At 57.0% G+C, this 26249-nt stretch carries 23 protein-coding genes and 1 riboswitch; of the genes, 9 read left to right on the top strand and 14 right to left on the bottom strand.

All coding sequences use genetic code 11. The annotated features are described in order from the left end of the window. Window position 1 precedes the first annotated feature (1 nt). From baeS to yegS, 5 genes are all read left to right on the top strand, one after another. Window positions 2-1453 carry a two-component system sensor histidine kinase BaeS gene (gene baeS, locus GY169_RS08280; RefSeq protein ID WP_167575464.1) on the top strand — a complete coding sequence of 484 codons (1452 nt, stop codon included), beginning with the start codon at window positions 2-4 and terminating at the stop codon, window positions 1451-1453. Further along, window positions 1450-2172, top strand: coding sequence for a two-component system response regulator BaeR (gene baeR, locus GY169_RS08275; protein WP_167575463.1), 723 nt, complete (start codon window positions 1450-1452; stop codon window positions 2170-2172). Before baeS ends, baeR begins: the two co-directional genes overlap by 4 nt. Window positions 2173-2295: 123 nt before the next feature. Further along, on the top strand, window positions 2296-2628 hold the full coding sequence (locus GY169_RS08270) for a YegP family protein (protein ID WP_167575462.1): 333 nt from the start codon (window positions 2296-2298) through the stop codon (window positions 2626-2628). A gap of 153 nt (window positions 2629-2781) precedes the next feature. Beyond that, complete coding sequence (yegQ, locus tag GY169_RS08265) at window positions 2782-4143, top strand: tRNA 5-hydroxyuridine modification protein YegQ (protein ID WP_065357425.1); 1362 nt, start codon at window positions 2782-2784, stop codon at window positions 4141-4143. Window positions 4144-4386: 243 nt separating this feature from the next. After that, window positions 4387-5286, top strand: coding sequence for a lipid kinase YegS (yegS, locus tag GY169_RS08260; protein WP_167575461.1), 900 nt, complete (start codon window positions 4387-4389; stop codon window positions 5284-5286). On the opposite strand, the gene GY169_RS08255 is transcribed toward yegS, so the two are convergent. The 10 genes from GY169_RS08255 to thiM form a co-directional block, all read right to left on the bottom strand. Beyond that, window positions 5283-6572: an ABC transporter substrate-binding protein gene (locus GY169_RS08255; protein ID WP_223882151.1), complete on the bottom strand. Its 1290-nt coding sequence runs from the start codon at window positions 6570-6572 to the stop codon at window positions 5283-5285. The genes yegS and GY169_RS08255 overlap by 4 nt on opposite strands. 88 nt (window positions 6573-6660) lie before the next feature. Further along, entirely contained in the window at window positions 6661-7434 is a 774-nt protein-coding gene (locus tag GY169_RS08250) for an ABC transporter ATP-binding protein (RefSeq protein ID WP_167575460.1), read from the bottom strand. Between the two features lie 10 nt (window positions 7435-7444). Continuing rightward, the gene (locus tag GY169_RS08245; protein ID WP_163449112.1) at window positions 7445-8311 is read right to left on the bottom strand and encodes an ABC transporter ATP-binding protein; all 867 of its coding nucleotides are present in this window, start codon (window positions 8309-8311) and stop codon (window positions 7445-7447) included. Beyond that, window positions 8283-9188, bottom strand: coding sequence for an ABC transporter permease (locus GY169_RS08240; RefSeq protein WP_167575459.1), 906 nt, complete (start codon window positions 9186-9188; stop codon window positions 8283-8285). Before GY169_RS08240 ends, GY169_RS08245 begins: the two co-directional genes overlap by 29 nt. Then, window positions 9185-10222, bottom strand: coding sequence for an ABC transporter permease (locus GY169_RS08235; protein WP_062778702.1), 1038 nt, complete (start codon window positions 10220-10222; stop codon window positions 9185-9187). Before GY169_RS08235 ends, GY169_RS08240 begins: the two co-directional genes overlap by 4 nt. After that, on the bottom strand, window positions 10219-11841 hold the full coding sequence (locus GY169_RS08230; protein WP_167575458.1) for an ABC transporter substrate-binding protein: 1623 nt from the start codon (window positions 11839-11841) through the stop codon (window positions 10219-10221). Before GY169_RS08230 ends, GY169_RS08235 begins: the two co-directional genes overlap by 4 nt. A 67-nt stretch (window positions 11842-11908) precedes the next feature. Continuing rightward, a complete protein-coding gene (locus tag GY169_RS08225; RefSeq protein WP_163449115.1) occupies window positions 11909-13063 on the bottom strand; it encodes a mandelate racemase family protein in 1155 nt (384 codons plus the stop codon). Between the two features lie 268 nt (window positions 13064-13331). Then, entirely contained in the window at window positions 13332-14384 is a 1053-nt protein-coding gene (gene fbaB / locus GY169_RS08220) for a class I fructose-bisphosphate aldolase (RefSeq protein ID WP_163449116.1), read from the bottom strand. A 145-nt stretch (window positions 14385-14529) separates the two neighbouring features. Next, complete coding sequence (gene thiD, locus GY169_RS08215) at window positions 14530-15330, bottom strand: bifunctional hydroxymethylpyrimidine kinase/phosphomethylpyrimidine kinase (RefSeq protein WP_167575457.1); 801 nt, start codon at window positions 15328-15330, stop codon at window positions 14530-14532. After that, window positions 15327-16112, bottom strand: a complete 786-nt coding sequence (gene thiM, locus GY169_RS08210) for a hydroxyethylthiazole kinase (RefSeq protein WP_167575456.1) — start codon at window positions 16110-16112, stop codon at window positions 15327-15329. Before thiM ends, thiD begins: the two co-directional genes overlap by 4 nt. Window positions 16113-16146: 34 nt before the next feature. Continuing rightward, window positions 16147-16243: riboswitch (TPP riboswitch) on the bottom strand. A gap of 741 nt (window positions 16244-16984) precedes the next feature. On the opposite strand from thiM, the gene GY169_RS08205 reads away from it, so the two are divergent. Next, entirely contained in the window at window positions 16985-17455 is a 471-nt protein-coding gene (locus GY169_RS08205) for a hypothetical protein (protein ID WP_411908109.1), read from the top strand. Window positions 17456-17498: 43 nt separating this feature from the next. Here the strand turns inward: GY169_RS08205 and GY169_RS08200 are convergent, their stop codons facing one another. Then, window positions 17499-18425: a LysR family transcriptional regulator gene (locus GY169_RS08200; RefSeq protein WP_167575454.1), complete on the bottom strand. Its 927-nt coding sequence runs from the start codon at window positions 18423-18425 to the stop codon at window positions 17499-17501. 125 nt (window positions 18426-18550) lie between these two features. On the opposite strand from GY169_RS08200, the gene GY169_RS08195 reads away from it, so the two are divergent. The 3 genes from GY169_RS08195 to speG all read left to right on the top strand — a co-directional run bounded on the left by GY169_RS08195 (window position 18551) and on the right by speG (window position 22406). Next, window positions 18551-20332 (top strand): adenine deaminase, encoded by a 1782-nt coding sequence (locus GY169_RS08195; protein ID WP_167575453.1) that lies wholly within the window; start codon window positions 18551-18553, stop codon window positions 20330-20332. Window positions 20333-20350: 18 nt separating this feature from the next. Beyond that, complete coding sequence (locus GY169_RS08190) at window positions 20351-21694, top strand: NCS2 family permease (RefSeq protein WP_167575452.1); 1344 nt, start codon at window positions 20351-20353, stop codon at window positions 21692-21694. A 154-nt stretch (window positions 21695-21848) separates the two neighbouring features. Further along, window positions 21849-22406, top strand: coding sequence for a spermidine N1-acetyltransferase (gene speG, locus GY169_RS08185; protein ID WP_167575451.1), 558 nt, complete (start codon window positions 21849-21851; stop codon window positions 22404-22406). 76 nt (window positions 22407-22482) lie between these two features. Here the strand turns inward: speG and GY169_RS08180 are convergent, their stop codons facing one another. From GY169_RS08180 to GY169_RS08170, 3 genes are read right to left on the bottom strand one after another with little or no spacing between them, the layout of a single operon-like run. Next, window positions 22483-23325 carry a hypothetical protein gene (locus tag GY169_RS08180; protein ID WP_167575450.1) on the bottom strand — a complete coding sequence of 281 codons (843 nt, stop codon included), beginning with the start codon at window positions 23323-23325 and terminating at the stop codon, window positions 22483-22485. A 9-nt stretch (window positions 23326-23334) separates the two neighbouring features. After that, on the bottom strand, window positions 23335-24369 hold the full coding sequence (locus GY169_RS08175; RefSeq protein WP_167575449.1) for an oxidoreductase: 1035 nt from the start codon (window positions 24367-24369) through the stop codon (window positions 23335-23337). Between the two features lie 14 nt (window positions 24370-24383). Continuing rightward, window positions 24384-26048 (bottom strand): PTS transporter subunit EIIC, encoded by a 1665-nt coding sequence (locus GY169_RS08170; RefSeq protein WP_223882169.1) that lies wholly within the window; start codon window positions 26046-26048, stop codon window positions 24384-24386. Between the last annotated feature and the right edge of the window lie 201 nt (window positions 26049-26249).

Genomic DNA, 26249 nt, shown 5'->3' with positions numbered 1-26249 from the left:
CGTGAAATTATGGCGCCCGGGAATTTCCGGCAAACTGTTTCTCGCCATCTTAGCCACCTGCATCGTGCTGCTGATCAGCATGCATTGGGCCGTGCGCATTAGCTTTGAGCGCGGCTTTATTGACTATATCAAGCGTGGCAACGAGCAGCGGTTGCAGCTGCTTAGCGACGCACTGGCTGAACAGTATGCCCAGCACGGAAACTGGCGCTTCTTACGCAATAACGATCGTTTTATTTTCCAGATCCTCCGTTCGTTTGAACATGACAACAGTGATGACCGCCAGCCGCCCGGCCCTCCGGGGCCGGACGGCGAACCGCCTCGCGGCCCGGATCGCGGCGGCATGCCGCCGCACGGCTGGCGCACGCAGTTCTGGGTAGTCGACCAAAACGCTCGCGTGCTGGTCGGCCCGCGCGAAGCGGTACCGCACGACGGCTCCCGGCGCGGCATTATCGTCAACGGTATGGAGGTCGGCGCGGTGATCGCTTCACCGGTCGAGCGGCTGACCCGCAACACCGATATCAACTTCGATCAACAGCAGCGCCGCACCAGTTGGCTTATCGTCGGGCTGGCGACATTGCTGGCGGCGCTGGCGACCTTCCCGCTGGCTCGCGGGTTGATTGCCCCAGTGCGGCGGCTGGTGGAAGGCACCCACAAGCTGGCGGCGGGCGACTTTTCCACCCGTGTCCCGGTGAGCAGCAGCGATGAACTGGGCAGACTGGCGCAGGACTTCAACCAGCTCGCCAGCACGCTGGAAAAAAACCAGCAGATGCGCCGCGACCTGATGGCCGATATCTCCCACGAGCTACGCACGCCGCTGGCGGTACTGCGCGGCGAGCTGGAGGCGATTCAGGACGGCGTACGCAAATTCACCCCGGAATCGGTCACCTCTTTGCAGGCCGAAGTCGCCACCCTGACCAAGCTGGTTGATGATCTGCATCAGTTATCGATGTCCGATGAAGGGGCGCTGGCCTACCAGAAAGCGCCGGTCGATATCATTAGCCTGATTGAAATCGCCGCCGATGCCTTCCGCGAACGTCTTGCCAGCCGTGGGCTGACGCTCAATCTGGCGCTGGCAGAAAACGCCACCGTATTTGGCGATCCGGACCGCTTGATGCAGTTATTCAATAACCTGCTGGAAAACAGCCTGCGCTATACCGACAGCGGCGGCCAGGTGCTGATTCGCACCGAACTGCTCCCACAAAGCATCGTGCTGGAATTCGCCGACAGCAGCCCCGGCGTCAGCGATGAACAGCTGGCGAGGCTTTGCGAGCGTTTCTACCGTACCGAAGGTTCTCGCAACCGCGCCAGCGGCGGTTCTGGCCTGGGGTTAGCCATTTGCGCAAACATCGTCACCGCCCACGGCGGGCACCTCAACGTTGGGCATTCGCCTTTTGGTGGGGTTAGCATTAAAGTAGAGTTACCGCTGGAACGTGTATTACCGAGAGAAATATGACCGAGTTACCGATTGATGAAAATGCCCCACGCATCCTGATTGTGGAAGATGAACCCAAGCTGGGGCAGTTGCTCATCGACTATTTACTGGCAGCGCACTACGCCCCGACGCTGATTAGCCACGGCGACAAAGTGCTGCCGTACGTGCATCAGACGCCGCCGGATCTCATCCTGCTGGATCTGATGCTGCCGGGCACCGACGGTCTCACCCTCTGCCGCGAAATTCGTCGCTTCTCCGACGTTCCTGTGGTTATGGTGACCGCTAAAATTGAAGAGATCGACCGTCTGCTGGGCTTAGAGATCGGCGCCGATGACTACATCTGCAAGCCGTACAGCCCGCGCGAAGTGGTTGCGCGCGTGAAAACCATTTTACGCCGCTGCAAGCCGCGTCACGAACTACAAACGCTGGACGAACAAAGCCCGCTCATCGTTGATGAAAGCCGTTTTCAAGCCTCATGGCGCGATCGCCCGCTGGACCTCACCCCTGCCGAGTTTCGCCTGCTGAAAACGCTGTCACAGGAGCCTGGCAAAGTGTTCTCGCGCGAACAATTGCTGAATCATCTGTACGACGACTACCGCGTGGTGACCGACCGTACCATCGACAGCCATATTAAAAACCTGCGCCGCAAGCTGGAATCGCTCGACGCCGATCAGTCGTTTATCCGCGCGGTGTACGGTGTGGGCTATCGCTGGGAAGCCGACGCCTGCCGCCTGTCCTGATGCCTTCGAGCGGCGCGCGCTCGCCGCTCTCACTTCTCCTCTGCTCGCAACTTCGCCAATTTCTCCCATACTCATAGTGTCAGTCGATACGTTCAACGATGTTAATTTAATCAAGGAGTCACCATGGCTGGTTGGTTTGAATTAAGCAAAAGCAGCAACGATCAGTTTCGATTTGTTCTGAAGGCGGGAAACGGGGAGGTTATTCTCACCAGCGAGCTGTACACCACCCGGGCGGCCGCGGAAAAAGGCATCGCCTCGGTGCGGGTCAACAGCCCGCAGGACGCGCATTATGAAAAGAAAACCGCCACCAATGGCAAATTTCACTTTAACCTGAAAGCGGGCAACCACCAGGTCATTGGCACCAGTCAACTGTACGCGACCGAACAGTCGCGTGATAAGGGCATCGCCTCGGTGAAAACCAACGGCACCAGCGAGACCGTCAAAGATAATACCTGATGGCAGATCCTCCGCCGGGTTGTCTCCCGCGACGACCCGGCGCTTTACCTCGCCTCCCCACAGCGCTACAATGCCCGCCCTTAATGTGGGGGCACTCCCCAACTCGCCGCATCAGGTGCGGCGAATCTGACCTGTCATCAGAACGAGAAAATCATGTTTAAACCGGAACTCCTTTCCCCGGCGGGAACGCTGAAAAATATGCGTTACGCTTTCGCTTACGGCGCTGACGCGGTTTACGCGGGCCAACCTCGCTACTCCCTGCGCGTACGTAACAACGAATTCAATCACGAAAACTTGCAGCTCGGCATCAACGAAGCCCATGCGTTGGGTAAAAAATTCTATGTGGTCGTGAACATCGCGCCGCATAACGCCAAGCTGAAAACCTTTATTCGTGACCTGAAGCCGGTGGTGGATATGGGGCCGGATGCGCTGATTATGTCCGATCCGGGCCTGATCATGCTGGTGCGCGAGCACTTCCCGGAGATGGACATTCACCTGTCGGTACAGGCGAACGCCGTCAACTGGGCCACGGTGAAGTTCTGGAAACAGATGGGTCTTACCCGCGTCATTCTTTCTCGCGAACTGTCGCTGGAAGAAATTGAAGAAATTCGCAGCCAGGTGCCGGATATGGAGATTGAGATCTTCGTTCACGGCGCGCTGTGCATGGCCTACTCCGGCCGCTGTCTGCTTTCCGGCTACATCAACAAGCGCGACCCGAACCAGGGCACCTGCACCAACGCCTGCCGCTGGGAATACAATGTGCAGGAAGGCAAAGAAGACGACGTTGGCAACATCGTCCACAAATATGAGCCGATTCCGGTGCAAAACGTTGAGCCTACGCTGGGCGTCGGCGCGCCGACCGACCAGGTGTTTATGATTGAAGAAGCCAAACGTCCAGGCGAGTACATGACCGCCTTTGAAGACGAGCACGGCACCTACATCATGAACTCGAAAGACCTGCGCGCCATTGCCCACGTTGAGCGTCTGACCCAGATGGGCGTGCACTCGCTGAAAATTGAAGGCCGTACTAAATCCTTCTACTACTGCGCGCGTACCGCACAGGTGTACCGCAAGGCCATCGACGATGCCGCCGCCGGCAAACCGTTCGACACCAGCCTGCTGGAAACCCTGGAAGGCCTGGCGCATCGCGGCTATACCGAAGGCTTCCTGCGTCGCCACACCCATGACGACTATCAGAACTACGAATACGGCTATTCGGTTTCCGAGCGTCAGCAGTTTGTCGGCGAATTTACCGGCGAGCGTAAAGGCAACCTGGCCGCGGTAGCGGTGAAAAACAAATTCCTGATTGGCGATAGCCTGGAGCTTATGACCCCACAGGGCAACGTCAACTTCACGCTGGAACATATGGAAAACGCCAAAGGCGAAGTGATGCCCGTCGCGCCGGGCGACGGCCACACCGTATGGTTGCCCGTGCCGGAAGATATGGCGCTGGAGTATGGCCTGCTGATGCGTAATTTCTCAGGACAATCCACTCGCAATCCGCATAACGGCTAGTACATTTATATTGTTTTTCAATAGCAAGGATTCTTAGAAATGGATCACAGACGGAATTATTGATTCCAGATACTATTCCCTCGCTGAAAAACATAACCCATAAATGCTAGCTGTACCTAGGAACCACCTCCTTAGCCCGTGTAATCTCCCTTACACGGGCTTATTTTTTTGGCCTTCCCTCCTAAAGCGCATCGCCGCATCCTTTGTTACACTCTTTGCATACCCCCTCAAGAGGTACCAAGGATGTCAGATTTTCCAGCGAGTTTACTGATACTTAACGGCAAAAGCGCCAGTACGCCCGAGCTGCGCGATGCGGTCACGCAGCTGCGCGATGAAGGCGTGGTAATTCACGTGCGCGTCACCTGGGAGAAAGGTGATGCCGAACGCTACGTCGAAGAAGCCGTTGCGCTGCAGGTGGCGACGGTGATTGCCGGCGGCGGTGACGGCACGATCAATGAAGTGGCGACAGCGCTGATTCAGTGCGACAGCGAGCAGGTTCCCGCCCTCGGTATTGTGCCGCTCGGCACCGCGAACGATTTCGCCACCAGCGTCAATATTCCCACCGATATGGCTAACGCCCTTAAGCTGGCGATTGCCGGGCGCGATGTGCCGGTGGATATTGCCCAGGTTAATAACGAAACCTGCTTTATCAATATGGCGACCGGCGGCTTCGGTACGCGCATCACCACCGAAACGCCGGAGAAACTGAAATCCGCGCTGGGCGGTGTATCGTATTTGATTCACGGCCTGATGCGCATGGATACCCTAAAACCCGACCGCTGCGAAATTCGTGGCGAGAACTTTAGCTGGCAGGGCGATGCGCTGGTGATTGGCATCGGCAACGGTCGCCAGGCGGGCGGCGGGCAACAGCTGTGCCCGGAGGCATTGATTGACGACGGCCTGCTGCATCTGCGTATTTTCACCGGCGAAGAGCTGCTGCCCGCGCTGTTGAATACGCTCGCCAGCGACGACGGTAAAGAGAACCTGGTGGACAGCGTGTCGCCGTGGTTTGAGGTCACCGCATCGCATGAGATGACCTTTAACCTCGACGGCGAGCCGCTCTGCGGGACCTCGTTCCGCATGGAGATTTTACCGGCGGCGCTGCGCTGTCGCCTGCCGCCGGATTGCCCGCTGCTGCGTTAACGCATCGCGCGTTTTAAGATGCGCTCCGACTGACGCTTGAAATCCGCCGCCGCTTCGGCGACGGTTTTCTTGCCGTAGTCGATGGACTGCAACGCACTGTCAAACTCCTGCACCAGCTGGGGATCTTCCAGATACGGCGACACGCCGACCTTCGCCGGTAGCGACAGCGCGAGCTTAATGCCGGCCACCGATGGGTCTTTGTCATTGATCACGCCGGACGCCGTCAGCGTCTCCACGCCGCTTTTGCTGAGCGGCACACCGCGCTCCAGGCCAAGCAGCGTCACGCCCTCCTTGCTGTTGAGCAGGAAGTTAATCAGCTTTGCCGCCGCCTGCGGATGTTGGGTGGTTTTACCAATCGACAGCATCATTGACGGCTTCATAAACAGCCCCGCGTCGGTGGCGCCAGCTAACATCGGATAACTCCCCAACTCCAGCTTCGCCGGTGGTTTAAGGTTATCGGAATATTTGGTCACGGCGGTGTTCCACATGTACACGCCGCCCCACTCGCCTTCAATCCACGGCTTCATCTCATAGATATTCCCCTTGCCGAAGGAAGCGTAGTACTTCATGTCGGGAATAACGTGATTGTCGATCAGCGTTTTATAGAGCTGGAAAAACTCCACCCATTGCGCATCGCTATAGGTAAACTTTTTGCTCTGCTCATCGATGGCTGGCATGTTGTATTTCTGCACCATATAAGAGTTGAGCAACGCCAGCACGCCGAGGCTTTCCGGGGCCACCGGATAGTATTGTTTGCCGAGCTTAGTCTCAAAGGTTTTCCCGGCCTGCATCAACTCATCCCAGTTTTGCGGATAGCTTAATCCCGCTTTTTTCCACGTCTGATCGTTGTAGTAGAAGATGCGCGCGGTCATGGCAACGGGGATACCGTTTAACTTGCCCTTCACCGTCACCGGTTGAAGATCTTTGGCGGTGAACTGGTCCAGGCCGATTTCGTCTTTCACTTTATTGAGATCGTAAAAACCGTTGCCGTCTTTCGAGAACAGCGTCAGCCAGTTCCAGTTGGTTTGCATCACATCCGGCTCGGTGCCGCCCGCCAGCTGCGTGGTAAGGCGCGAGGTATGGCCGTCCCAGCCGGTATATTCCGCTTTGACGTTGATATCCGGGTTTTGTTGATGGAAGGCTTCCAGCGCTTTCAAGGTCACCTGATGACGACTGTTGCCGCCCCACCAGGACATACGCAGGTCGATGGTTTCCGCGGCCAGCGCGGAGGCAGTACAGGCAGACAGCAATAACGGGAGAGCAATACGGAATGACTTTTTAGGCATTTTTTTATTATTCCCAGAGGCAAATTCGAAAAGTAGAGGTAGGCCGGATAAGGCGTTTACGCCGCCATCCGGCACCCATGCCGAACGGCTAGTAAGCCGCCACCTCCCGCGCCATTTCGCGCGTGTACTGGCGGCTGGCGTTCACCAACATCTGGGTGTACGGCGTTTTGGCCTCGCCGTTCACCAGTGCGTCAACGCTAAGCGTTTCGAGAATTTTGCCGTACTGCATCACCGCCACCTTCTGGCAGAGATGGGCAATCACGCCCAGATCGTGGGTCACCATCAGGTAGGTCAGGTTCGACTCTTTTTGCAGCTCCGCCAACAGGTTGAGGATCTCCGCCTGCACCGAGACGTCCAGCGCCGAGGTGGGTTCATCGAGCAGCAGCACCTGCGGCTCAAGGATCAGCGCGCGAGCAATCGCCACACGCTGACGCTGGCCGCCGGAGAGCTGGTGCGGATAGCGGTCGCGAAACGCGCGATTCAGCCCCACGCGATCCAGCAGCGTGTTGATGCGCCGGTCACGCTCGCTGATACCGTGGATTTGCAGCGGCTCTTGCAGAATATCGCCAATGGTATGGCGCGGATGCAGAGAGCCGTAAGGATCCTGAAACACCATCTGCACCTTACGGCAGCGTTCGCGGCTGATGTTGTGATCCAACCGCTGGCCGTTGATCGCCAGCTCGCCCTGCCAGTGGTTAAACAGCCCGGCCAGGCACTTCAGCACCGTGGTTTTGCCGGAACCGGACTCCCCCACCAGGCCGTAAATCTCGCCCGGCTGGACGTGGAAATTGACGTCATACAACACCTGGTTGCGCTTCTCGCCTTCACCAAACACCAGGTTCAGATTTTTCACTTCAATCATGATGCGCTCCTTAATCCGTCAGCCAGCAGGCCTGACGCTGTAGCACCGGCAGTACCGGGCGACGATGCTGCATATCCGGCAGCGCGCTGATTAGGCCCTGCGTGTACGGATGCTTCGCATTGTCGAGATCGCAGGCAGCGATGGACTCCACCACCCGCCCGGCGTACATCACCAGCACCCGATCGCAGAAGCTGCGCACCAGGTTGATGTCGTGGCTGATAAAAATCAGCCCCAGACCGCGCGACTTCACCAGATCGTCGAGCAGACCCAGCACCTGCAAACGTACGGAGACGTCCAGCGCCGAGGTGGGCTCATCGGCAATCACCAGCTCCGGGTCGGTAATCAGCATCATCGCAATCATGATGCGCTGCCCCTGGCCGCCGGAGATTTCATGCGGATAGAGGTTATAAACGCGCTGCGGGTCGCGGATGCGCACCACGTCGAGCATCTCCAACGCTTTGGCTTTCGCCTCCGCCTTATGCCCTGGATGGTGCGTTAGCCAGGCTTCAGCAATCTGATCGCCCACACGCACCACCGGGTTCAGCGAGTATTTCGGGTCCTGCATAATCATCGAAATCCGTTTGCCGCGAATGGCGCGCATCTGCGCTTCGCTGGCGTTAAGCAGATCGATATCGCCAAACTGCATCCGGCTGGCGTCAATGCGCGCCTTTTTCGGGTGCAGATGCAACAGCGCGCGCCCGACGGTCGATTTTCCCGAACCGGATTCACCGACAATCGCCAGTTTTTCACGCCCCAACTGGAAGGAGACACCGCGCACCGCATGGGTGACCGCGCTGCCGTTGACAAAGTCGACGCACAGGTCGCGCACGTCGAGCAGCGGTGCAGCGTTATTCGCTGCGAGGATCGAGGATGTCACGTAGGCCATCTCCTAAGAAGTTGAACGCTAAGCTGTTGATCAGAATCGCCAGCCCCGGAATCGTCACCACCCACCAGCACTCCATCATGTAGGTACGGCCACTGGAGATCATCGCCCCCCACTCCGGCTCCGGCGGCTGTGCGCCGAGGCCGAGGAAGCCGAGACCAGCGGCGGTCAGAATGATCCCCGCCATGTTCATGGTGATACGAATAATCACCGACGGCAGGCACAGCGGCACAATATGGCGCCACAGCACGCGGGCCGGAGAGGCCCCCTGCAAGCGCACGGCGGAGATAAAATCCGCCTGGCGCAGCGACAGCGTTTCGGCGCGCGCCAGACGCGCAATCGGCGGCCAGGCGGTAAGCGTAATGGCGATAACCACGTGCTCCAGCCCTGGGCCTAAGGCGGCGACGAACGCCAGCGCCAGCACCAGGCTCGGGAAGGAGATAAAGATGTCGGTAACGCGCATCAGCACCATGTCTACCTTGCCGCCGAAGTAGCCCGCGCAGACGCCGAGCAGCAGCCCCAGCGGGCCGACGGTGACCGACACCAGCAGCACGATGTACAGCGTAATGCGCGAACCGTAGACCAGACGACTAAAGATATCGCGGCCAAACTCGTCGGTGCCAAACCAGTGCTGAGCGTTCGGCGCGGTAAGCGCGTTGCTTAAGTCCTGCACCAGCGGGTTATACGGGGCAATCAGCGGCGCGAAAATCGCCACCACCAGCAGCAGAAAGATAATCCCACCGCCAATCGCCGTTAACGGGTTACGCGCCATCTTGCCAATAAACCCACCGGCGCGGACCAGCGCACGTTGCAAACGCTGGCGGCCTTCGCCAGCGCCGCCGCGTAAAGACGTATCCAGAGAAACCGTCATGATTTTGTCCTCGGATCGAAGAATTGATACAGCATGTCGGACAGCAGGTTGAGCATCACGAAGATCACCCCAACCAACAGCACGCAGCCCATCACCGCATTCATATCGCCCAGCAGCAGGCTGCCGGTGAGATAGGAGCCAAAGCCCGGCCAAGAGAAGACGGTTTCAATCAGTACCGCCCCCTCCAGCAGCGAACCGTAGGCCAGCGCCACCACCGTCAGCAGTTGCACGAGGATGTTACGAAACGCGTGATTCCAGATCACCTGACGTTCGGTTAACCCTTTCACGCGGGCAGTGATGATGAACTCCTGCGACAGCTGCGCCAGCATAAAGCTGCGGGTCATACGGCTGATGTAAGCCAGCGAGTGGAAGCCCAGCAGCGCGGCAGGCAGAATCAGGTGATTAATGGCATTCCAGAACACCTCGCTGTTCCCGGCCAGCAGCGCATCCACGGTCATCAGCCCGGTACGGCGCGGCACGATGCCGTCAAGCCCCAGATCCACGCGTCCGGCGCCGCCGACCCAGCCAAGCCAGGCGTAAAACACCAGCAGACCCATCATCCCCACCCAGAAAATCGGCGTGGAATAACCGGCGAGGCTGATAATGCGCACCACGTAATCGGAGATGCTGTTACGACGCGCGGCCGCCAGTACGCCCAGCGGAATGCCGAGGCCCGCGCCGACAATAATCGCCATCGTCGCCAGTTCCATGGTCGCCGGGAAGACGCGAATAATATCGTCGGTCACCGGTTTACCGGTCAGCAGCGCGTTACCGAGGTCGCCGTGCAGCAGGTTGACGAAATAAATACCAAACTGGGTCATCAGCGACTGGTCAAAGCCCAGCTGGTGATAGACCTGCTGGTAGGTGCTCTGGTCGGCATCCGGGCCGACAATCGCCAGCACCGGGTCGATGGGCATCACGCGGCCAATGAAAAAGGTCAGCAACAGCAGGCCAAACAGCGTAATCGCCACCTGCATCAACCGTTTTGAAAAGCGCCGGGTCCGGGAGCCGGGCGCGAGAATTGCCGTACTCATCCTTTATCTCCTTCGCTTACTTTGTAGACGTCACGCAAGAACGTGGTCGCCGACGGGTGGGGTTTGTAGTCTTTCACTTCGTTGCGCACCACCACCGAGTCAACCATCTGCGAGACGGGAATCATCGCCGGGATCAGCGCATCGAAGCGGGTTTGAATGGCCTGGTAATCGGCAATTTGTTTCTGCGGGTTACGTTCCAGCAGCGCACCGTCGATCATCTCGTTGAGCTGCTTGTCGTAAAAGCCGGTACGCCAGCCCTGGAAGTTGGTGAGTCGCGCTTCATCGCTGTTGTCCGGGTTATAGACCAGCGCACGCAGGCTGGAGTGCGGATGCGGCTCCATGCCGCTGCCGCCGCGCCCGACCAGCATGTCGAACTTACGCTCGCGCATCGCGCCGTAAATCTGGTTGCCGGTGCCGGTAATGATTTTGGCGTTGATGCCCGCCTGCATCAGCGTCGACTGAACGGCAATGGCGATATTGAGGAACGGCTGGTCCGAGAGCACGCGCAGCGTGGTATCAAAACCGTCCGGATAGCCCGCTTCCGCCAGCAGCTTTTTCGCCTTCGCTAAGTCAAAGCTGTAGCCAGGATCCGGCAGCGTTGACGGCATCCCCGCCTTGATTGGCCGCTGGTGCAGTACGCCGTAGCCCGGCATCAGCGCTTTATTAATCCCCTGATAATCAATCAGGTAGCGTACCGCTTCACGCACCTTCGGATTGGCGAAATGCGCCTCTTTCATGCTCATCGCCACGTAGTACATGGTGCCGCGTTGCACCGCGTCGACAGTAAGCTGCGGGTCTTTGCGCAGGGCGTTGATGTCCGATACCGCCATGTTGTTGGCAATATCAAGGTCGCCTTTTTCAATCATCAGGCGCAGGGTCTGCGACTCCTGGAAGTGGCGCAGCACCACGCGGCTCATCTTCGGCTCGCCGCGCCAGTAGTCCGGGTTACGCTTCATGCGCAGCACGTCTTTGGCCTGCCAGGTCTCCAGCATAAACGGCCCGGAACCGGCTTCGTGCGTCGTCAGCCACTTGTTGCCCCAGTCGTTATCCTGTTCATGGCTCTGCACGGTTTTGCTGTCGAGCACGCCGAGGTTACCGAGCGCGCCGAGTGAGTAAATCACCAACTGCGGATCGTTCGGTTTCGGCAGGACGATCTGCACCGTATAGTCGTCCAGTGCGGTCACCTGCTTGTCGACATTCTTTTTGCTGAAGCCGTAAGACTTCCACACCGATGCCTGCGCGAGGTTAAGGTGCAGAATACGGCGCATCGACCACACCACGTCGGCGGCGGTCAGCGGGTTACCGGAGTGAAACTTAACGTTGTTTTGCAGATGGAAGGTCAGCGTTTTGCCATCCGGGCTGATGTCCCAGGATTTGGCCAGTGCCGGTTTGACGTTGGTCAGCTGTTCAGGGTCCAGTTCAACCAGCGAATCATAGAGGTTGACCACAATACCCACCACTTCATTACCGGTCATCGCGGCCGGGTCGAGGGTCAGCAGGTTGTTCATGTTCATGCCGATAATGAGCTGATCCGGCGGCGTTTTCGCCAACGCCGCCCCGCTCCCCATCGTCATGGTGAGCGCGAGCAAACACGCTCCCAGTAAGGAGGATTTTTTCATCTATCTATCGCCTGTAGGGTACGACAGGCTACGAATCCGTACGCGCCTGTCTTGTCTTTGTTATGTGTCAGTCGTGGCTGACGGTATTGGCTTCGATATATGCAAAGTTAATGTCTTCGCCCAGTCCAGGGCGCTGAGACAGGTGAACAAAGCCATCCGCGTCCATTGGGTCGATGATGCTGTTCAGGTAGGCCGCCGGCTGGTCGTAGTCGAGGAACGGATGCAGCAGACCGCGCTCATACCAGCGACAGTTGCGGATCGCCCCGACCACCGCCAGGCTCGCCGCGCCGTTGCCGTGCACTTCGCAGTCCATGCCGAAGGATTCCGCCAGCGCCGCCACCTTCATCGTTGGCGTAATGCCGCCCACGCCGTTAGCGCCCGCGCGCAGAATGTCGCACGCGCCCGCTTTCACCCAATCCGCACGGCTGTGGTGCTTACCGCCAAAGCTTTCCGGCCCGATAATCGGGATAGAGAGGTTTTCCGCCAGCCACGCGTAGGACGACATGCTGTCCTCTTCCATCGGTTCTTCAAACCACGCGAAGTTGAGTTTTTCCAGCTCCTTACCTATCCACAGCGCTTCGGTACGGCTGTACCAGTGGTAGCCGTCGATCATCAGGTCGATATCCGGCCCCACCGCCTCACGCACCGCGGCGCAGGCTTTGATATCCATTTTCGGGTTTGGCGCGAAGGAGACCGGCGGCATCCAGGTGTGCAGCTTGATAGCCTTGTAGCCGCGCGCCACGAGGGTTTCGGCAAAGGCCGCGTACTCTTCCGGCGTGGACAGGCCGCCTTCTAAATCGTCGCCGCACATGGTGCTGCCGTAGGCCGGGACTTTGTCACGATAGCCGCCGAGCAGTTTGTAGACCGGCATATTGAGCTTACGCCCAATCAGGTCCCACAATGCTTGTTCCACGAAAGACAACGCACGTTCGGTGAGCTGATGCGCGCTGCCGCGCTGCCAGTGCACCAGGTCCTGCCAGATGCGTTCGCGGTCGAACGGATCCTGGCCAACCAGCACTTTACGGAAAAAGGTATTTACCACGAACGGGCGCACGATTTCCGGCGGTGCAAACGAATAGCCCTTGCTGCCATCGTCCGCGGTAATCGTCAGCATCGCCATTTTGGCCATGCTTTCTGGCCCCGGATGGGAGTGCCCGGCGCTATCGGAGACGCGGCGGGTGGGATGCTGGAAAACGGTGACATTTACAGATTCAATTTTCATTATGTGTCCTTAGTACAACATTCGACATGGCGCTTAACGCGCCACAATCCTGTGTCCAACACTGATCCGATAAAACGGTTTTAGGGAATTGAAAAGGCGTTTCATGACTAATCTAAGCACAAAATAACAGCGCTTCCACGGACAAATAGCGCTAACAATCGACTGTTTTTTGGGCATGCGCACAAGGAGGCGTGATGTTTTTCACAAAAGGATAACGAAGTGTGAAGGGGATCGGCCTCCTCACCCTGGCGGGCGAGGAGGCAAACTTTTAGGCGAAGGTAATCTTGCTATCGAGGTAAACGTCCTGCACGGCGTTGATCAACTGCACGCCGTCGGCCATGGATTTTTTGAACGCTTTACGGCCCAGAATCAGCCCCATGCCGCCAGCGCGTTTATTGATAACCGCGGTACGTACCGCGTCGGACAGGTCGGTCTCACCGCCCGCCGCGCCGCCGGAGTTAATAAGCCCCGCGCGGCCCATATAGCAGTTCGCCAGCTGATACCGCACCAGGTCAATCGGGTTGTCGGTGGTCAATTTGCTGTACACACGATCGTCGGTATAGCCAAAGTTCACCGCTTTATAGCCGCCGTTATTTTCGGCCATTTTTTGTTTGACGATATCCGCGCCGATGGTGGCAGCCAGATGGTTGGCCTGCCCGGTCAGGTCCGCAGAGACGTGATAGTCAACGCCGTCTTTCTTAAACGCAGGGTTGCGCAGGTAGGCCCACAGCACCGTCACCATCCCCAGCTCATGCGCGCGCTCGAAAGCGGCAGAGATCTCCTCAATCTGGCGGCGAGACTCTTCTGAACCAAAATAGATGGTCGCCCCTACAGCCACCGCGCCAAGGTTGAAAGCCTGCTCAACGCTGGCATACAGCGTTTGATCGAAAGTATTCGGATAGCTCAGCGTTTCATTGTGGTTGAGCTTCACGAGGAACGGAATACGGTGCGCGTAGCGGCGCGAAACCGACGCCAGCACGCCGTAGGTTGAGGCCACGCAGTTACAGCCCGCCTCAATGGCCAGTTCGACGATGTTTTTCGGATCGAAATAGAGCGGGTTGGCGGCAAACGAGGCCCCGGCCGAATGCTCAACGCCCTGATCGACCGGCAGAATCGACAGGTAGCCCGTACCGGCTAAACGCCCGGTGTTGTAGAGCGTCTGCATGTTTCGCAGCACCGCAGGCGGGCGGTTGTTATCCACCATCACCCGGTCAACGTAGTCGTGGCCAGGCAGATAGAGCTGGTCGGCTGGAATGGTCATACAACGATGCTGTAAAAGGCTGTCGGCGTCTTTGCCAAGCAACTGCGCAATATCAGTCATAGCTATGCTCCCGTAAGCGCCGACATCATGTCGGCTGGATGTCCTGCTCAAGTTTTTTGAGCAGGATAAGCCTGGTACCGGGGGCGTAGAATGTCCAACTTTTGTCGGTTTTAACGCACAAGCTGCTGGCACGCAGACGGGACAGCTACCACCATTCGTGGAAATGATGTACCGGGCCAATCCCCTCGCCCACTTCCAGCGTATCGGCCTGCGCCAGCGCTTTCGACAGCCAGGCTTTCGCCACCGGCACCGTTTCCTGCCAACTGGCGTGACGTGGCCGTAACGCCGCCAGCGCCGCCGACAGCGTACAGCCGGTGCCATGGGTGTTTTTGGTCACCACCCGCGGCGCGGTAAACCGCGTTTCACCGTCGGCGGTAAATAGCCAGTCCGGGCTTTCGGCGTCATCCAGATGACCGCCTTTCATTAGCACCGCTTCACAGCCCAGCGCGCGCAGCGCGCGCCCTTGTTCCAGCATCTCACGTTCGCTGCGGGCATGCGGCGCGTCAAGCAGCGCCGCCGCCTCCGGCAGGTTTGGCGTAATCAACGACACCTGCGGCAGCAGACGCTGACGCAGCGTCGCCACCGCCGATGCACACAGCAGCGGGTCGCCGCTTTTCGCCAGCATTACCGTGTCGAGCACCACGTTCTGAATGCGATAACGCGCCAGCCGCTCGGCCACGGCTTCAACAATATCGGTCTCGGCCAGCATGCCGATTTTGGTGGTATCAATGCGCACGTCGCTGAACACTGAGTCCAGCTGCGCGGCGACAAAATCGGGTTCAATGCGATAGACCGATTGCACCCCGCGGGTGTTTTGCGCCACCAGCGCAGTCATCACCGAACAGCCGTAGGCACCCAGCGCGGAGAAGGTTTTCAGGTCTGCCTGAACGCCCGCGCCGCCGCTAGGGTCGGTACCGGCGATGGTTAAGGCGTTAATGCGCTTCATGCCGCCACCTCCGCATTCATCGCGTACAGCGCATCGAGGAAGGCAGGCATAAAGCTGCCCGGCCCTCGTCCCCCGGCGGCCTGCTGCCCGGCGAATTTCATCAGCGCGCAGGCACCCGCCACATTTTCCAGACGGCTTCCCGGCAGCGCACAGCTGGCCGCTACTACCGCCGACAGCGCGCAGCCGGTGCCAACCACCCGCGTCATCAGCGGATCTCCGCCCTGCACTGCCAGCGTTTGCTGACCATCGGTGATGTAATCCACTTCTCCCGTCACCGCCACAATCGCGCCGCTTTCTCGCGCCAGCTTCTGTGCCGCTGGCAGCGCCGTCGCGGCCGTATCGGTGGTATCCACGCCGCGCCCGCCGTGGCTCTCGCCCGCCAGCGCCAAAATTTCAGAGGCATTTCCACGGATCGCCGCAGGCTGTAATTGCAGTAAGCCGCGGCAGAATTCACTGCGCAGCGTCAGTGCGCCAACGGCAACCGGATCGAGCGTCCAGGGCGTCTTCGCCGCATTCGCGCTTTCCACCGCCGCACGCATCGCCTGCGCACGCGGCTGGGTTAAAGTGCCGACGTTTATCAATACCGCACTGGCTATGGCGGAAAACTGCGCGGCTTCGCCAGCATCAATTACCATCGCGGGCGAGGCGCCGAGGGCTAACAATACGTTGGCGGTGAAAGTCTGCACGACATCGTTGGTCATACAGTGAACAAGAGGGGCATGCTGGTGAAGAAGATGGGCAGTGCGCGCGGATTGCGCGGGGTTCAGCAGGTCAACGTGCATGGTTTGCTCCTGCCATAACGCGAAGAAGCAATGACCTGGAGGCCTCTGACTTCCCTACGCTGGCATTATCCAGATCAGGTGGTACGGGTATTTCTCAGCCTTCACAAGGAAGGGCACCCCGAGTCGTTTAGCGGCGTGGCCGCTTTTTTGCAAGCGTAAGGGAAGTTTCTCGCTTAAGCAAGCCTCTTCCGCCGCGAGAAATCACGCTATAAACAGCAAGGTTATATCTAATAGTCGTTAAACTTTAATTAACACGCTCACGACAGGTAAAAAAAAGATAGCCATGACTTTCTTTCATACGAAACGAAAAACCAGATAGCCATAATTAAACCCGCGACGAAAGAAAAAATAAAAAAACAAAGAAAATCATTAGACTCGCTTTAGAACCAATCATAAAAACTGTTTTCTATAGGAATAATCCTTATCGATAAATGGTAGGATGAGTTCATCTAACTATTTGAATTAATTAAAAAATAACATTTAAATCTCACTGCATTCACTACGTGAATCTATCAACAAAAATCATGATCCTAATCAATATTTATATAGTCAACTTACTGGATAGTTGCTTCGCGTTACAAAGAAAGCGGCAAACGTCTACTTGCCTTAGTGATTGATAGTCAATGATAAAAATTATTATTGCGTATGCGATCGTCTCCCTCGCGCTGGTAGCAACCGGGGCATTAGGGGCGGTGGTATATAGCAATGCAGTCTCCATAATCACGAACGACTGTTATCACTCATAACAATTAAAACCTGAAAATAATTTATAATTAACGCTCCCGAAAATATTACGGGGAGAACGTTAAACATTTATTCAGGTGACGTTCTGGTCTATATAAAAAATAAGGTTAATGATGAAAGCAAAAATAATGCTGTTAGCCGTTGTGGCAAGCTCGGCGATTCTTGCGGGTTGCTCTACCCCGGCACAGCGAATGGCGGCATGTGAGGCGCAAGGTATTTCTAAAGATACCTGCTATTTATCCGAACAAAACAGACAGCAAGGGATCAACAACGCGGCCATGACCGCGGCGTATGCCAACGCGGCCAATGCGACTCGCACTCACGACGCGGAACAACACGCGCAGGCGGCGCACGTCGCCGATCCCATGCGTGAAGCGACGCTCTCTTCTAATGTGCTAAAAGCAACGCTGTCTAACGGTTTCTTCTCGGCGACGATTAATGGCAAAAAAGCCGTTGTGAAGCGTATTAACGCCAATTTTTATGAAATTCACGGAGCGGGCTATATTATTTCCGTCAGTATGAATGCAGACGGCATTGAAAGCGCATCGTGGAATAAGACCCATGGCCGTGAAAACGGCATGCTGACCGTCAAACAATAAAAATGGATACAGGGAGGCAGACGCCTCCCTTATTCTGTTGGCGCTACTCGGCGGCGTTCTCACGCAGCGCTTTAAGCAGCAGCGTAAAGCAGGACTCAATTAGCGGCGGCAGCGTCTGCGGCCCGCGCATTAGCGCCACCGTACGCGTCAGCGCTGGTTGCTGAAGCTGCGCGACCCGCAGCGCTGGGTCTTCAAGGTGGGAGGTGTAAAGCTGCGGCAAAATCGCCACCGCCAGCTGCGAGCGCACCAGCCCGTACAGCGTTTCGATATAGTCCACCTGATAGCGCGTATTCAACGTCAGCCGCTGGCTTTCAACCAAGGCCCCGACCAACCGCTGCACGTTCCCTTTTGAGAATACCGCAATATCGCGCCCCGCCAGCAGTTTCCACGGTAAATGTGGCTGCCCGGCTAGCGGGTCGTCCCTGTGCAAAACCGCCACCAGCGGATCTTCACGCAGCGGGAAGAGCTGCAAATCAGCCGGCAGCGAACTGTCGATGGCGCCGACGCCAAAATCAATTTGCCCGCTTTGCAGGTCGCCAACCATGGCATCGTTGGTGCGATCGTGAAATTCAACGCGCAGACGCGGGAACGCCTGTGCCAGCATCTTCGGCAGCAAAGGAAATAACAGCGAACTGACCGACGGCACCAGCCCGATGCGCACCGTTCCATCGCCGCCCGCCTCGACGATTTGCTGCATATCCTGAAACGCCGTCTGCGCCACGCTCAGCACCCGCTGGGCATGGGGAAGTATCGCCGCCCCCAGCTCGGTTAACGTCACCGCCGAAGCGGTACGATTCACCAGCTTGCCGCCAAGCACCGCTTCCGTCTGCCGCAGGGCGCTGCTGAGCGCCGGTTGGCTAATGGCCAGACGATTCGCGGTGTCCGTAAAGTGACGCAGTTGGGCCAGCGTGACAAAATACTGCAGTTGTTTAAGCGAGAGCGCGGGCAATCGCTGCCAGGGTTCGGTCATGTTGTGCTTCACTCGTGACGATCACGCAGAATAAGCCGAAGTTATCAGGTGATAAGTTTTTTCATCTGGGCAACCGTTTGCTCTGCCCCTAAAGTAGCGCACATTATCCCTGTGCCGGAGATGTTATGTCCAGCAATGCTGAAAACCGCCGTCGCGCCGTTCAGGCCGCTCGTGGTGAAGTTCCGTTCGACCTGCTGCTCACCGATGCTTACATCGTCGATATGGCGACGGGTGAAATTCGCGAAGCCGACGTAGGTATCGTCGGCGATATGATTGCCAGCGTCCACCCGCGCGGTAGCCGCAGCGACGCCCTTGAACGCCACTCCCTGCCCGGTGAATTCCTCTCTCCCGGCCTGATGGACACCCACGTCCACCTGGAAAGCTCACATCTGCCGCCGGAGCGCTATGCCGAAATTGTGCTGGCGCAGGGAACCACCGCCGTCTTCTGGGATCCCCATGAGCTGGCCAACGTGCTGGGCGTGGCAGGCGTGCGCTATGCCGTAGAGGCGAGCCGCCATTTGCCGTTGCAGGTGATGGTTGCCGCGCCGTCCAGCGTCCCGTCGACGCCGGGTCTGGAAATGTCGGGTGCCGAATTCGCCGGCGCGGAAATGAACACCATGCTCGGCTGGCCGGAAGTGCGCGGCGTGGCGGAAGTGATGGATATGCACGGCGTGCTGCACGGCAGTTGCCGCATGCAGGAGATTGTGCAGGCGGGGCTGGATAGCGGCAAACTGATCGAAGGCCACGCTCGCGGGCTGAGCGGCGCCGATTTGCAAGCCTATCTGGCCGCAGGCGTCACCTCAGACCATGAACTGACCTCCGCTGACGATGCGCTGGAAAAGCTGCGCGCCGGGCTGACGCTCGAAATTCGGGGTTCCCACCCTTACCTGCTGCCGGATATCGTCAAAGCATTGCAAACGCTGCCGCATCTCTCTTCGCAGATTACGGTCTGCACCGACGACGTGCCGCCGGATATGCTGCTGGAAAAAGGCGGCATCATCGCCCTGCTCAATTTACTGATTGAACACGGACTGAGGGCCACCGACGTTCTGCGCTTCGCCACGCTGAACGCCGCCATTCGTCTGCAGCGAAACGATCTGGGGCTGATTGCCGCCGGTCGCCGCGCGGATCTGGTGGTCTTTGATTCGCTGGATAAACTCTCCGCCCGCGCGGTCTACGTCGCCGGGAAACAAATCGCCCGCGACGGCAAGCTGCTGGCAGCGATTCCCCCGGCCCCTGGCGTGACGCCGCCGCGCAATACGCTGCACCTGGATCCACTCAGCGCCGATGACTTCGCGTTGCGAGTTGGCCGCATTCAACACGGCGTCGCGCGGCTTCGCCACATCCGCGGCGCGCGCTTTACCCAATGGGGCGAAGTGGACGTCGAGATCCGTGACGGCCAGGTGCAGATTCCCGACGGATTTAGCCTGATTTGGGTTAAGCATCGTCATGGCCGACATGCCGCCACGCCGCAGATTGCCCTGCTGGAAGGCTGGGGCGAACTGCGCGGCGCTATCGCCACCAGCTACTCGCACGACTCACACAACCTGGTAGTGCTGGGCCGTCACCCCGAAGATATGGCCCTGGCGGCCAATCAGCTGATCGCCTCGGGCGGCGGCATGGCGCTGGCGCAAAACGGCGGCATTCTGGCCCACGTGGCGATGCCGATTGCCGGGATGCTTTCTGACAAACCCGCCGACGAGCTGGCCGCGGAATTCCGTAATCTGCGCGATCTCAGCGCGAAGGTTGCCGACTGGGAGCCGCCGTATCGAGTCTTTAAAGCGATTGAAGGCACCTGTCTTGCTTGTAACGCCGGGCCACATTTAACCGATTTAGGGCTGACCGACGGCACCACGCGACAGATTGTCGACCCGGTCATTTCATCACAACACACAGCACAACAATAATCATGGGAGCGCCACATCATGGCCGATAATACCCTTAACTCCACCACCTCCGGGAGCTGGTTGGAACGGCGCTTTGCGCTTTACTCGCGCGGCAGTTCGCTGCGTACCGAATGTCTGGCGGGCATCACCGGCTTTCTGGCCGCCGCCTATCTTTTAGTGGTCATTCCAGGCCTGCTGGCGGTAGGCGGAATGGATAAAGGGGCTGCCACCACCGGCACCATTCTGGTGTTCGTCGGCGGGACGCTGCTGATGGCGTTTTATGCCAACCTGCCGTTTATCGTCGGCCCCGGTATTGGCGGGTCGGTGCTGGTAGGCGTGACGCTCGCGGGCAGTGAAAACATCGGCTGGCCGATTGGCTTAGGTATTGCCTGCTGGTCAGGGATCCTCTTTTTCCTGTTAACCAAATTCGGCCTGCGCGAAGTCGTCACCCGCTCGGTACCACAGTCGATAAAGCTCGGATTAACCGCCTCTATTGGCCTGTTTGTCGCGGTGCTGGGGTTCCGCAACGCGGGGTTAGTGCTGGCGAACGCCAAAACGAACGCCTTAATGTTGGGCGATTTCCTGGCTCCTGGCGCGCTGGTCGCGCTGTGCGGGCTATTTCTGGCCATCGCTCTGCAGGCGCGACGCATTCCAGGCGGCATTCTGTGGGCCATTTTATTTGCCACGCTGGTCGGTATTCCGGCGGGCGTCACCCGTCTGCCAAACCACTTTATAGATGTGCCGCATTCACTGACGCCCGTGTTAGGCCAGATTGATATGCTGGGAGCGCTCAATATCGCCTTCCTGCCGTTCCTGTTTGTCTTCTTCGCTTCAGAGTTCTTCTCCACCATGGGCACTACCCTGGCGGTCGGCGGGGAAGCCGGGCTGCTGGATGAAGAAGGCAATATGCCGCATATTAATCGTCCGTTTATGGTCGACTCGATTGCCGCCGCGGTAGGGCCATGGCTGGGGATCCCGGCGGCCACCGCGCTGATTGAATCTTCAGCCGCGGCAGAAGCCGGAGGCAAAACCGGCCTGACGGCGCTGGCCGCGGCGGTGATGTTCCTGCTGATGCTGCTGTTCACCCCGGTGGCGCTGATGATCCCGAAAGAAGCCACCGCGCCAGCATTGATTCTGATTGGTCTGAATATGTTCAGCGGCCTGCGCAAGGTCGATCTGGCCAACTTTACCGACGGTCTGCCGGTGCTGATGATGGTGATGATCACGCTGATTGCCAACAGCTTCGGTACCGGGATTGCCGGTGGCCTGCTGTTTTACATCGTGATCAAGACAATCGCCGGTAAATGGCGCGAGATTCCTGTCGGGCTGTGGGTGCTGGCAGTGCCGCTGGTGTATTACTTTGCGACGCTGGTGCGACACTAATCTTTCAGGCCCCATCAGATGAGCGTGGCAAACACGCTCGTCTGGTGGGGAGCAGAATTATCACGCTGAATTGATTGTAATTTTTTTCAAATCTTGATGACGCCCGCCATCAGTAGATAATATATTTTCAGTTTACAAAGAGGCTGAAAATATTATGCCAGAACAATCAGACATTAAGCTAAGACCCCTTGAACGCGAAGATTTGCGCTTTGTGCACCAGCTCGATAATAACGCGAGCGTGATGCGCTATTGGTTCGAAGAACCTTATGAAGCCTTTGTTGAACTAAGCGATCTTTACGATAAACACATCCACGATCAGAGCGAACGCCGTTTTGTCATTTCGTATAATGGCAATAATGCAGGTCTGGTGGAGCTGGTTGAAATAAACCATATTCATCGGCGAGCGGAATTCCAGATTATCATCTCACCGGAATATCAGGGCAAAGGCCTGGCGACACGCGCCGCTAAGCTGGCGATGGATTACGGTTTTACCGTCCTGAATCTCTATAAGCTCTATCTCATCGTGGATAAAGAGAATGTCAAAGCCATCCATATTTATCGTAAGCTTGGTTTTATCCAGGAAGGCGAGTTAATACATGAGTTTTTCGTTAACGGCGAATACCGCAACACGATACGTATGTGTATTTTCCAGCATCAATATTTAGAGAATAATAAATCGACGGGTGGCTTGCTGAAACCGACGGCGCAATGATGACGAACATCGTCTGATATGGGCTACCCGCACCGCCGCGGAAAGCGGCTGGCGGTGCGGGTTCATCTGACGATGATTAACGTAATGACGACGCCGCCATCCTGACCCAGGTATGCCGCTTACCGCGCACCGCCATCGACAGCGTATACACGGCCTGCGGGTCAGCCATCCCTGCCACGCCGGCATCACCAAAGTTGTAAACATCGGCACCGCAGCGTTTGCTGGCGAGGGCAATCTCACGCACCGTGGCTTCATCCGCCCCTTCCTGACTGCTGCTAACGGTGGTGATGGCCATGCCGCCCGCCGCGCGAATAGCCGAAAGTACTCGCTCAATGCGGGCTTCCGATGCGCCGCGGCAGCTGGAAGGAGCAGGAACTATCACCCCATCCGCACCTGCTGCAACATAAGCCGCGTACTCGTCCGCCTCTGCCACTCCTGTGCCGTAGAACTTCGCCACCAGAATGAGTCTATCCGTCAGCGCGCGCAATTGGCTTACCGCTTCCCTTACCCGCGCAGCATCCACGCCCGGTTTGTCGTAAGCCGTCAGGCAATAAAAATCGGCCTCGGTAACCAGTCCGAGATGAAGCGGATCCCAGCCGCGAGGGTTATCCGGCGTATTTTCCGCCAGCACTTCCAGACTCACGCCCACCAGACGTCCCGTTAGCTGTTTGAAATGACGCAGCCCATCGCAGCCCTGAATACGCTGACTCTGGCAATCCATTCCTTTCACCAGCAGCATATCGGCGCCAAACGCGCACAGCAGTTCACCGTTAGTCACCTCGCCATACAGCGGCGACGCACCTGCGGCGACTTCCGCCATAATCACTCGCCCCTCGGATGCCATAATGGCCTGCTTTAACGCCGCCGCCGTCACCGGCTCGGCGAAGTCGCTGGCGCGACAGTTGAGTATTCTTTGCATAGTCGTCCCTTAGTCTAAAACCAGAAGTGAAGGCGATGGCTGGCGGAATGCCCCCTCCAGTATTTCCAGGTTAGTTAATGCCTCTTCTTCACTGACGTAATTCGCCGCGCCAGCGGTCAACGTGGCAAAAATGGCATCGTAAACGCGCCCGTAATCCCCCTTTACCGACGCAATATGTTCAATATGACTGACTCCCTGTTGATCAACGTATTCCAGCAATGCCAGCTCCTCACCTTCCGCGAAGTGCTTGTCATTTGGCATCACGCCGTTTTTCAGGCAAGTTTCCTGTTGGTCAATCTGATAACGAACAAACGAACCGCGCGTACCGTGGACCAGGAATTTCGGATAAGGCGTCTTCACCAGATGGCTGGTTTTGATGATGGCTTTCATATCACCGTAAAATAGCTGCGCCTCGAAGGTATCGTCCGGGTTAGCTGGCTGGCGAAGATGCCGCAGGTGATAAAAGACCTGCTGGGGGCGGCCAAACAGCGACAGCATCTGGTCAAGCGTGTGCACGCCCAGGCCATAAAATGCGCCGTCGAAGTTACCGCCGGGCTGATACTCGGCGTCTGGGCGGAAGTAGTCAAAGTGGCTCTCCACCTCCACAATCTCGCCCAGCTTGCCGCTTTCGATGGCCTGCTTCATGGTTAAGAAACAGCTATCAAAACGACGGTTCTGGAACGGCGTCACCAGAAGCCCTTTTTCTCGAGCCAGCGCAAACAGCGTCCTGGCTTCTTCCGGCGTGGTGGTGAACGGTTTTTCCACCAGCACGTTTTTGCCGTGTTCAAGGCAAAGTTTTGCGTAATGGAAATGGCTATCCGGATGGGTACAGACGGTCACCAGGGTTATATCCGCATCATTCAGTATATCCTCAACCTGCGAAGTAAAAGCGATGTCCCGGTAGGCCGCTTCCTGTTCCCGATCAGGATTTCGCCGCTGATCATAAATACGCTTAACGTTAAATTTATCTTTACGGGCCAGAACATAAGGTAAATGGTAGCGCGTCGCGCTTTTACCAAAACCAATAAACGCACTGTGAATCATCGTATAACCTCCTGTTAAATTCCGTTGATGCCCGCCAGTTGGCCTGCCGCCTCTTCAATGGCAGATTTACCGTCCAGCTTGCTAAAATATTGTTTATTAATCGGGAGTACCGGGCAGGCCGCATGTATATTTTCAATAATACTGTCCTGCATATAGACAACCTGCGGTCCTAATAAAATCAGGTCAGCCTTGTGATATTCCTCTTCGATACGCCCAATATTGACAGCGTAGATCGTTAACTCGTAACCCTGTTCCTTCGCGTACTGCCCCATCTTTTTGGCCATGATCGATGTCGACATACCTTCATTACAGGTCAGGATGATGGTTTTATTATTCAGCACCTCGAGACCATTTAATTCAGGCGCATCTTCGATGGTGGTTGCGGTATTATCTGCAGACAGCGTATTGACCAGCGCTTCGACTTTGTTTTTCAGCATCGTGCGTTCATAGGCCATTAAGAACGGCAAATAGATCATTACCCCTAACGCCAAGAGCAGGAGCTGTAGCAGCACGTTGCGGAAATCACCGCCCGACCCTAACCAACCTGAAAGCAGCGGCGGAACCGACCACGGCACGTAGGCGACAATACGTGAGACCATGCCAAACTCGGTGGCAAAATAGGCAATAATAAAGTTAATCTGCGGATAAATAATAAATGGGATCATAATTAACGGGTTGTAAAGTACCGGGAAACCAAAAATAACCGGCTCGTTAATATTGAATAATCCCGGCGCCAGCACGGTTCTGCCGAGCTTTTGATGACTGGAGATTTTGCTGCGCAGAAAGACCGCAATCAGCAGCGCCAGCGTACTTCCGGTTCCCCCCATATGGCCGTAAAGGTCGCGGAACGGCAGCACGATAATATGCGGTGGCACTTCGCCTCTGGCAAAGGCGGCCATGTTTTCCTGCATCGCCACCAACAGAGGCGGCTCCAGAATCGGGTTAATAATGCCTGACGGATGAATACCCAGCGAAAACAAGAAATTGGTTAAGGTGGTCAGTACCAGAAAGCCTGGCAGGTTAGTGGTTAAATGCACGAGCGGCGCCTGAATGATGGCCTGGATTATCTCATGCACCTCTTTCCCCGTACTCACCTTCACCACCGACGCCACCAGCGCAAAGGCCAGCACCACCAGCATAATCGAGAACATTGACTGGAAAGACTGTGTCACCATCGGCGGAACTTCATCACCCATACGAATTTGTAGCCAGCGGGTTTTCGCTATCCACAAAAACAGATCGGTGGCAATCACGGCGGTAATAATTGCCATAAACACGCCGCCGGCGTTGGTGAGCCCCTGAGAAATGACGCCGCTGACCTGCACCGCTTCGGAAGCATTCACAGGAACAACGGATAATGTTCCTGGCATCAAGACCAGAAATGCCGCTAATGAGACCATCGCTGGGATCATCGGCGCGGCAAACTTACGCTTGCTGGCAATACTCCAGGCAATTAATACCACCAGCATCAGCGACAAAATATTCATGGTGCCGTTCAGTATGCGATCGCCGACGCTCCTCAGCGCCGCCATCGTCTCGGCGGAAACCCACTGTCCGATAAACCCTTTCGCGTCCAGAAAAACAAAGTTCACCATAATAAAAAGCCCGGCTAACACCAAAAAGGGCACGGTGATAATGAAACTATCGCGTAGGCTTCGGAGATGAACCTCCGACGCCATTTTCTGCGATATATCAGTAATTTTCGTCAATATCGTGGTCTGACTCATGACTTTTCCCTTGCAATGAAAACAACCCCCTGCGCGGAGTTAGCACACCCGTTGACAAGACTGCTCGCTTCGCCGAGATCGGAATCCCCTCCTACGCACCGCCGTTGCAGAATGAAACTCGCCCACAACTAAGTCAATCCCTTTATTTTAAAA

It is taken from the genome of Kluyvera genomosp. 3 (assembly GCF_011765685.1).
Lineage (GTDB): Bacteria > Pseudomonadota > Gammaproteobacteria > Enterobacterales > Enterobacteriaceae > Kluyvera > Kluyvera georgiana_A.
This window is presented reverse-complemented; position numbering and strand designations above follow the sequence as displayed.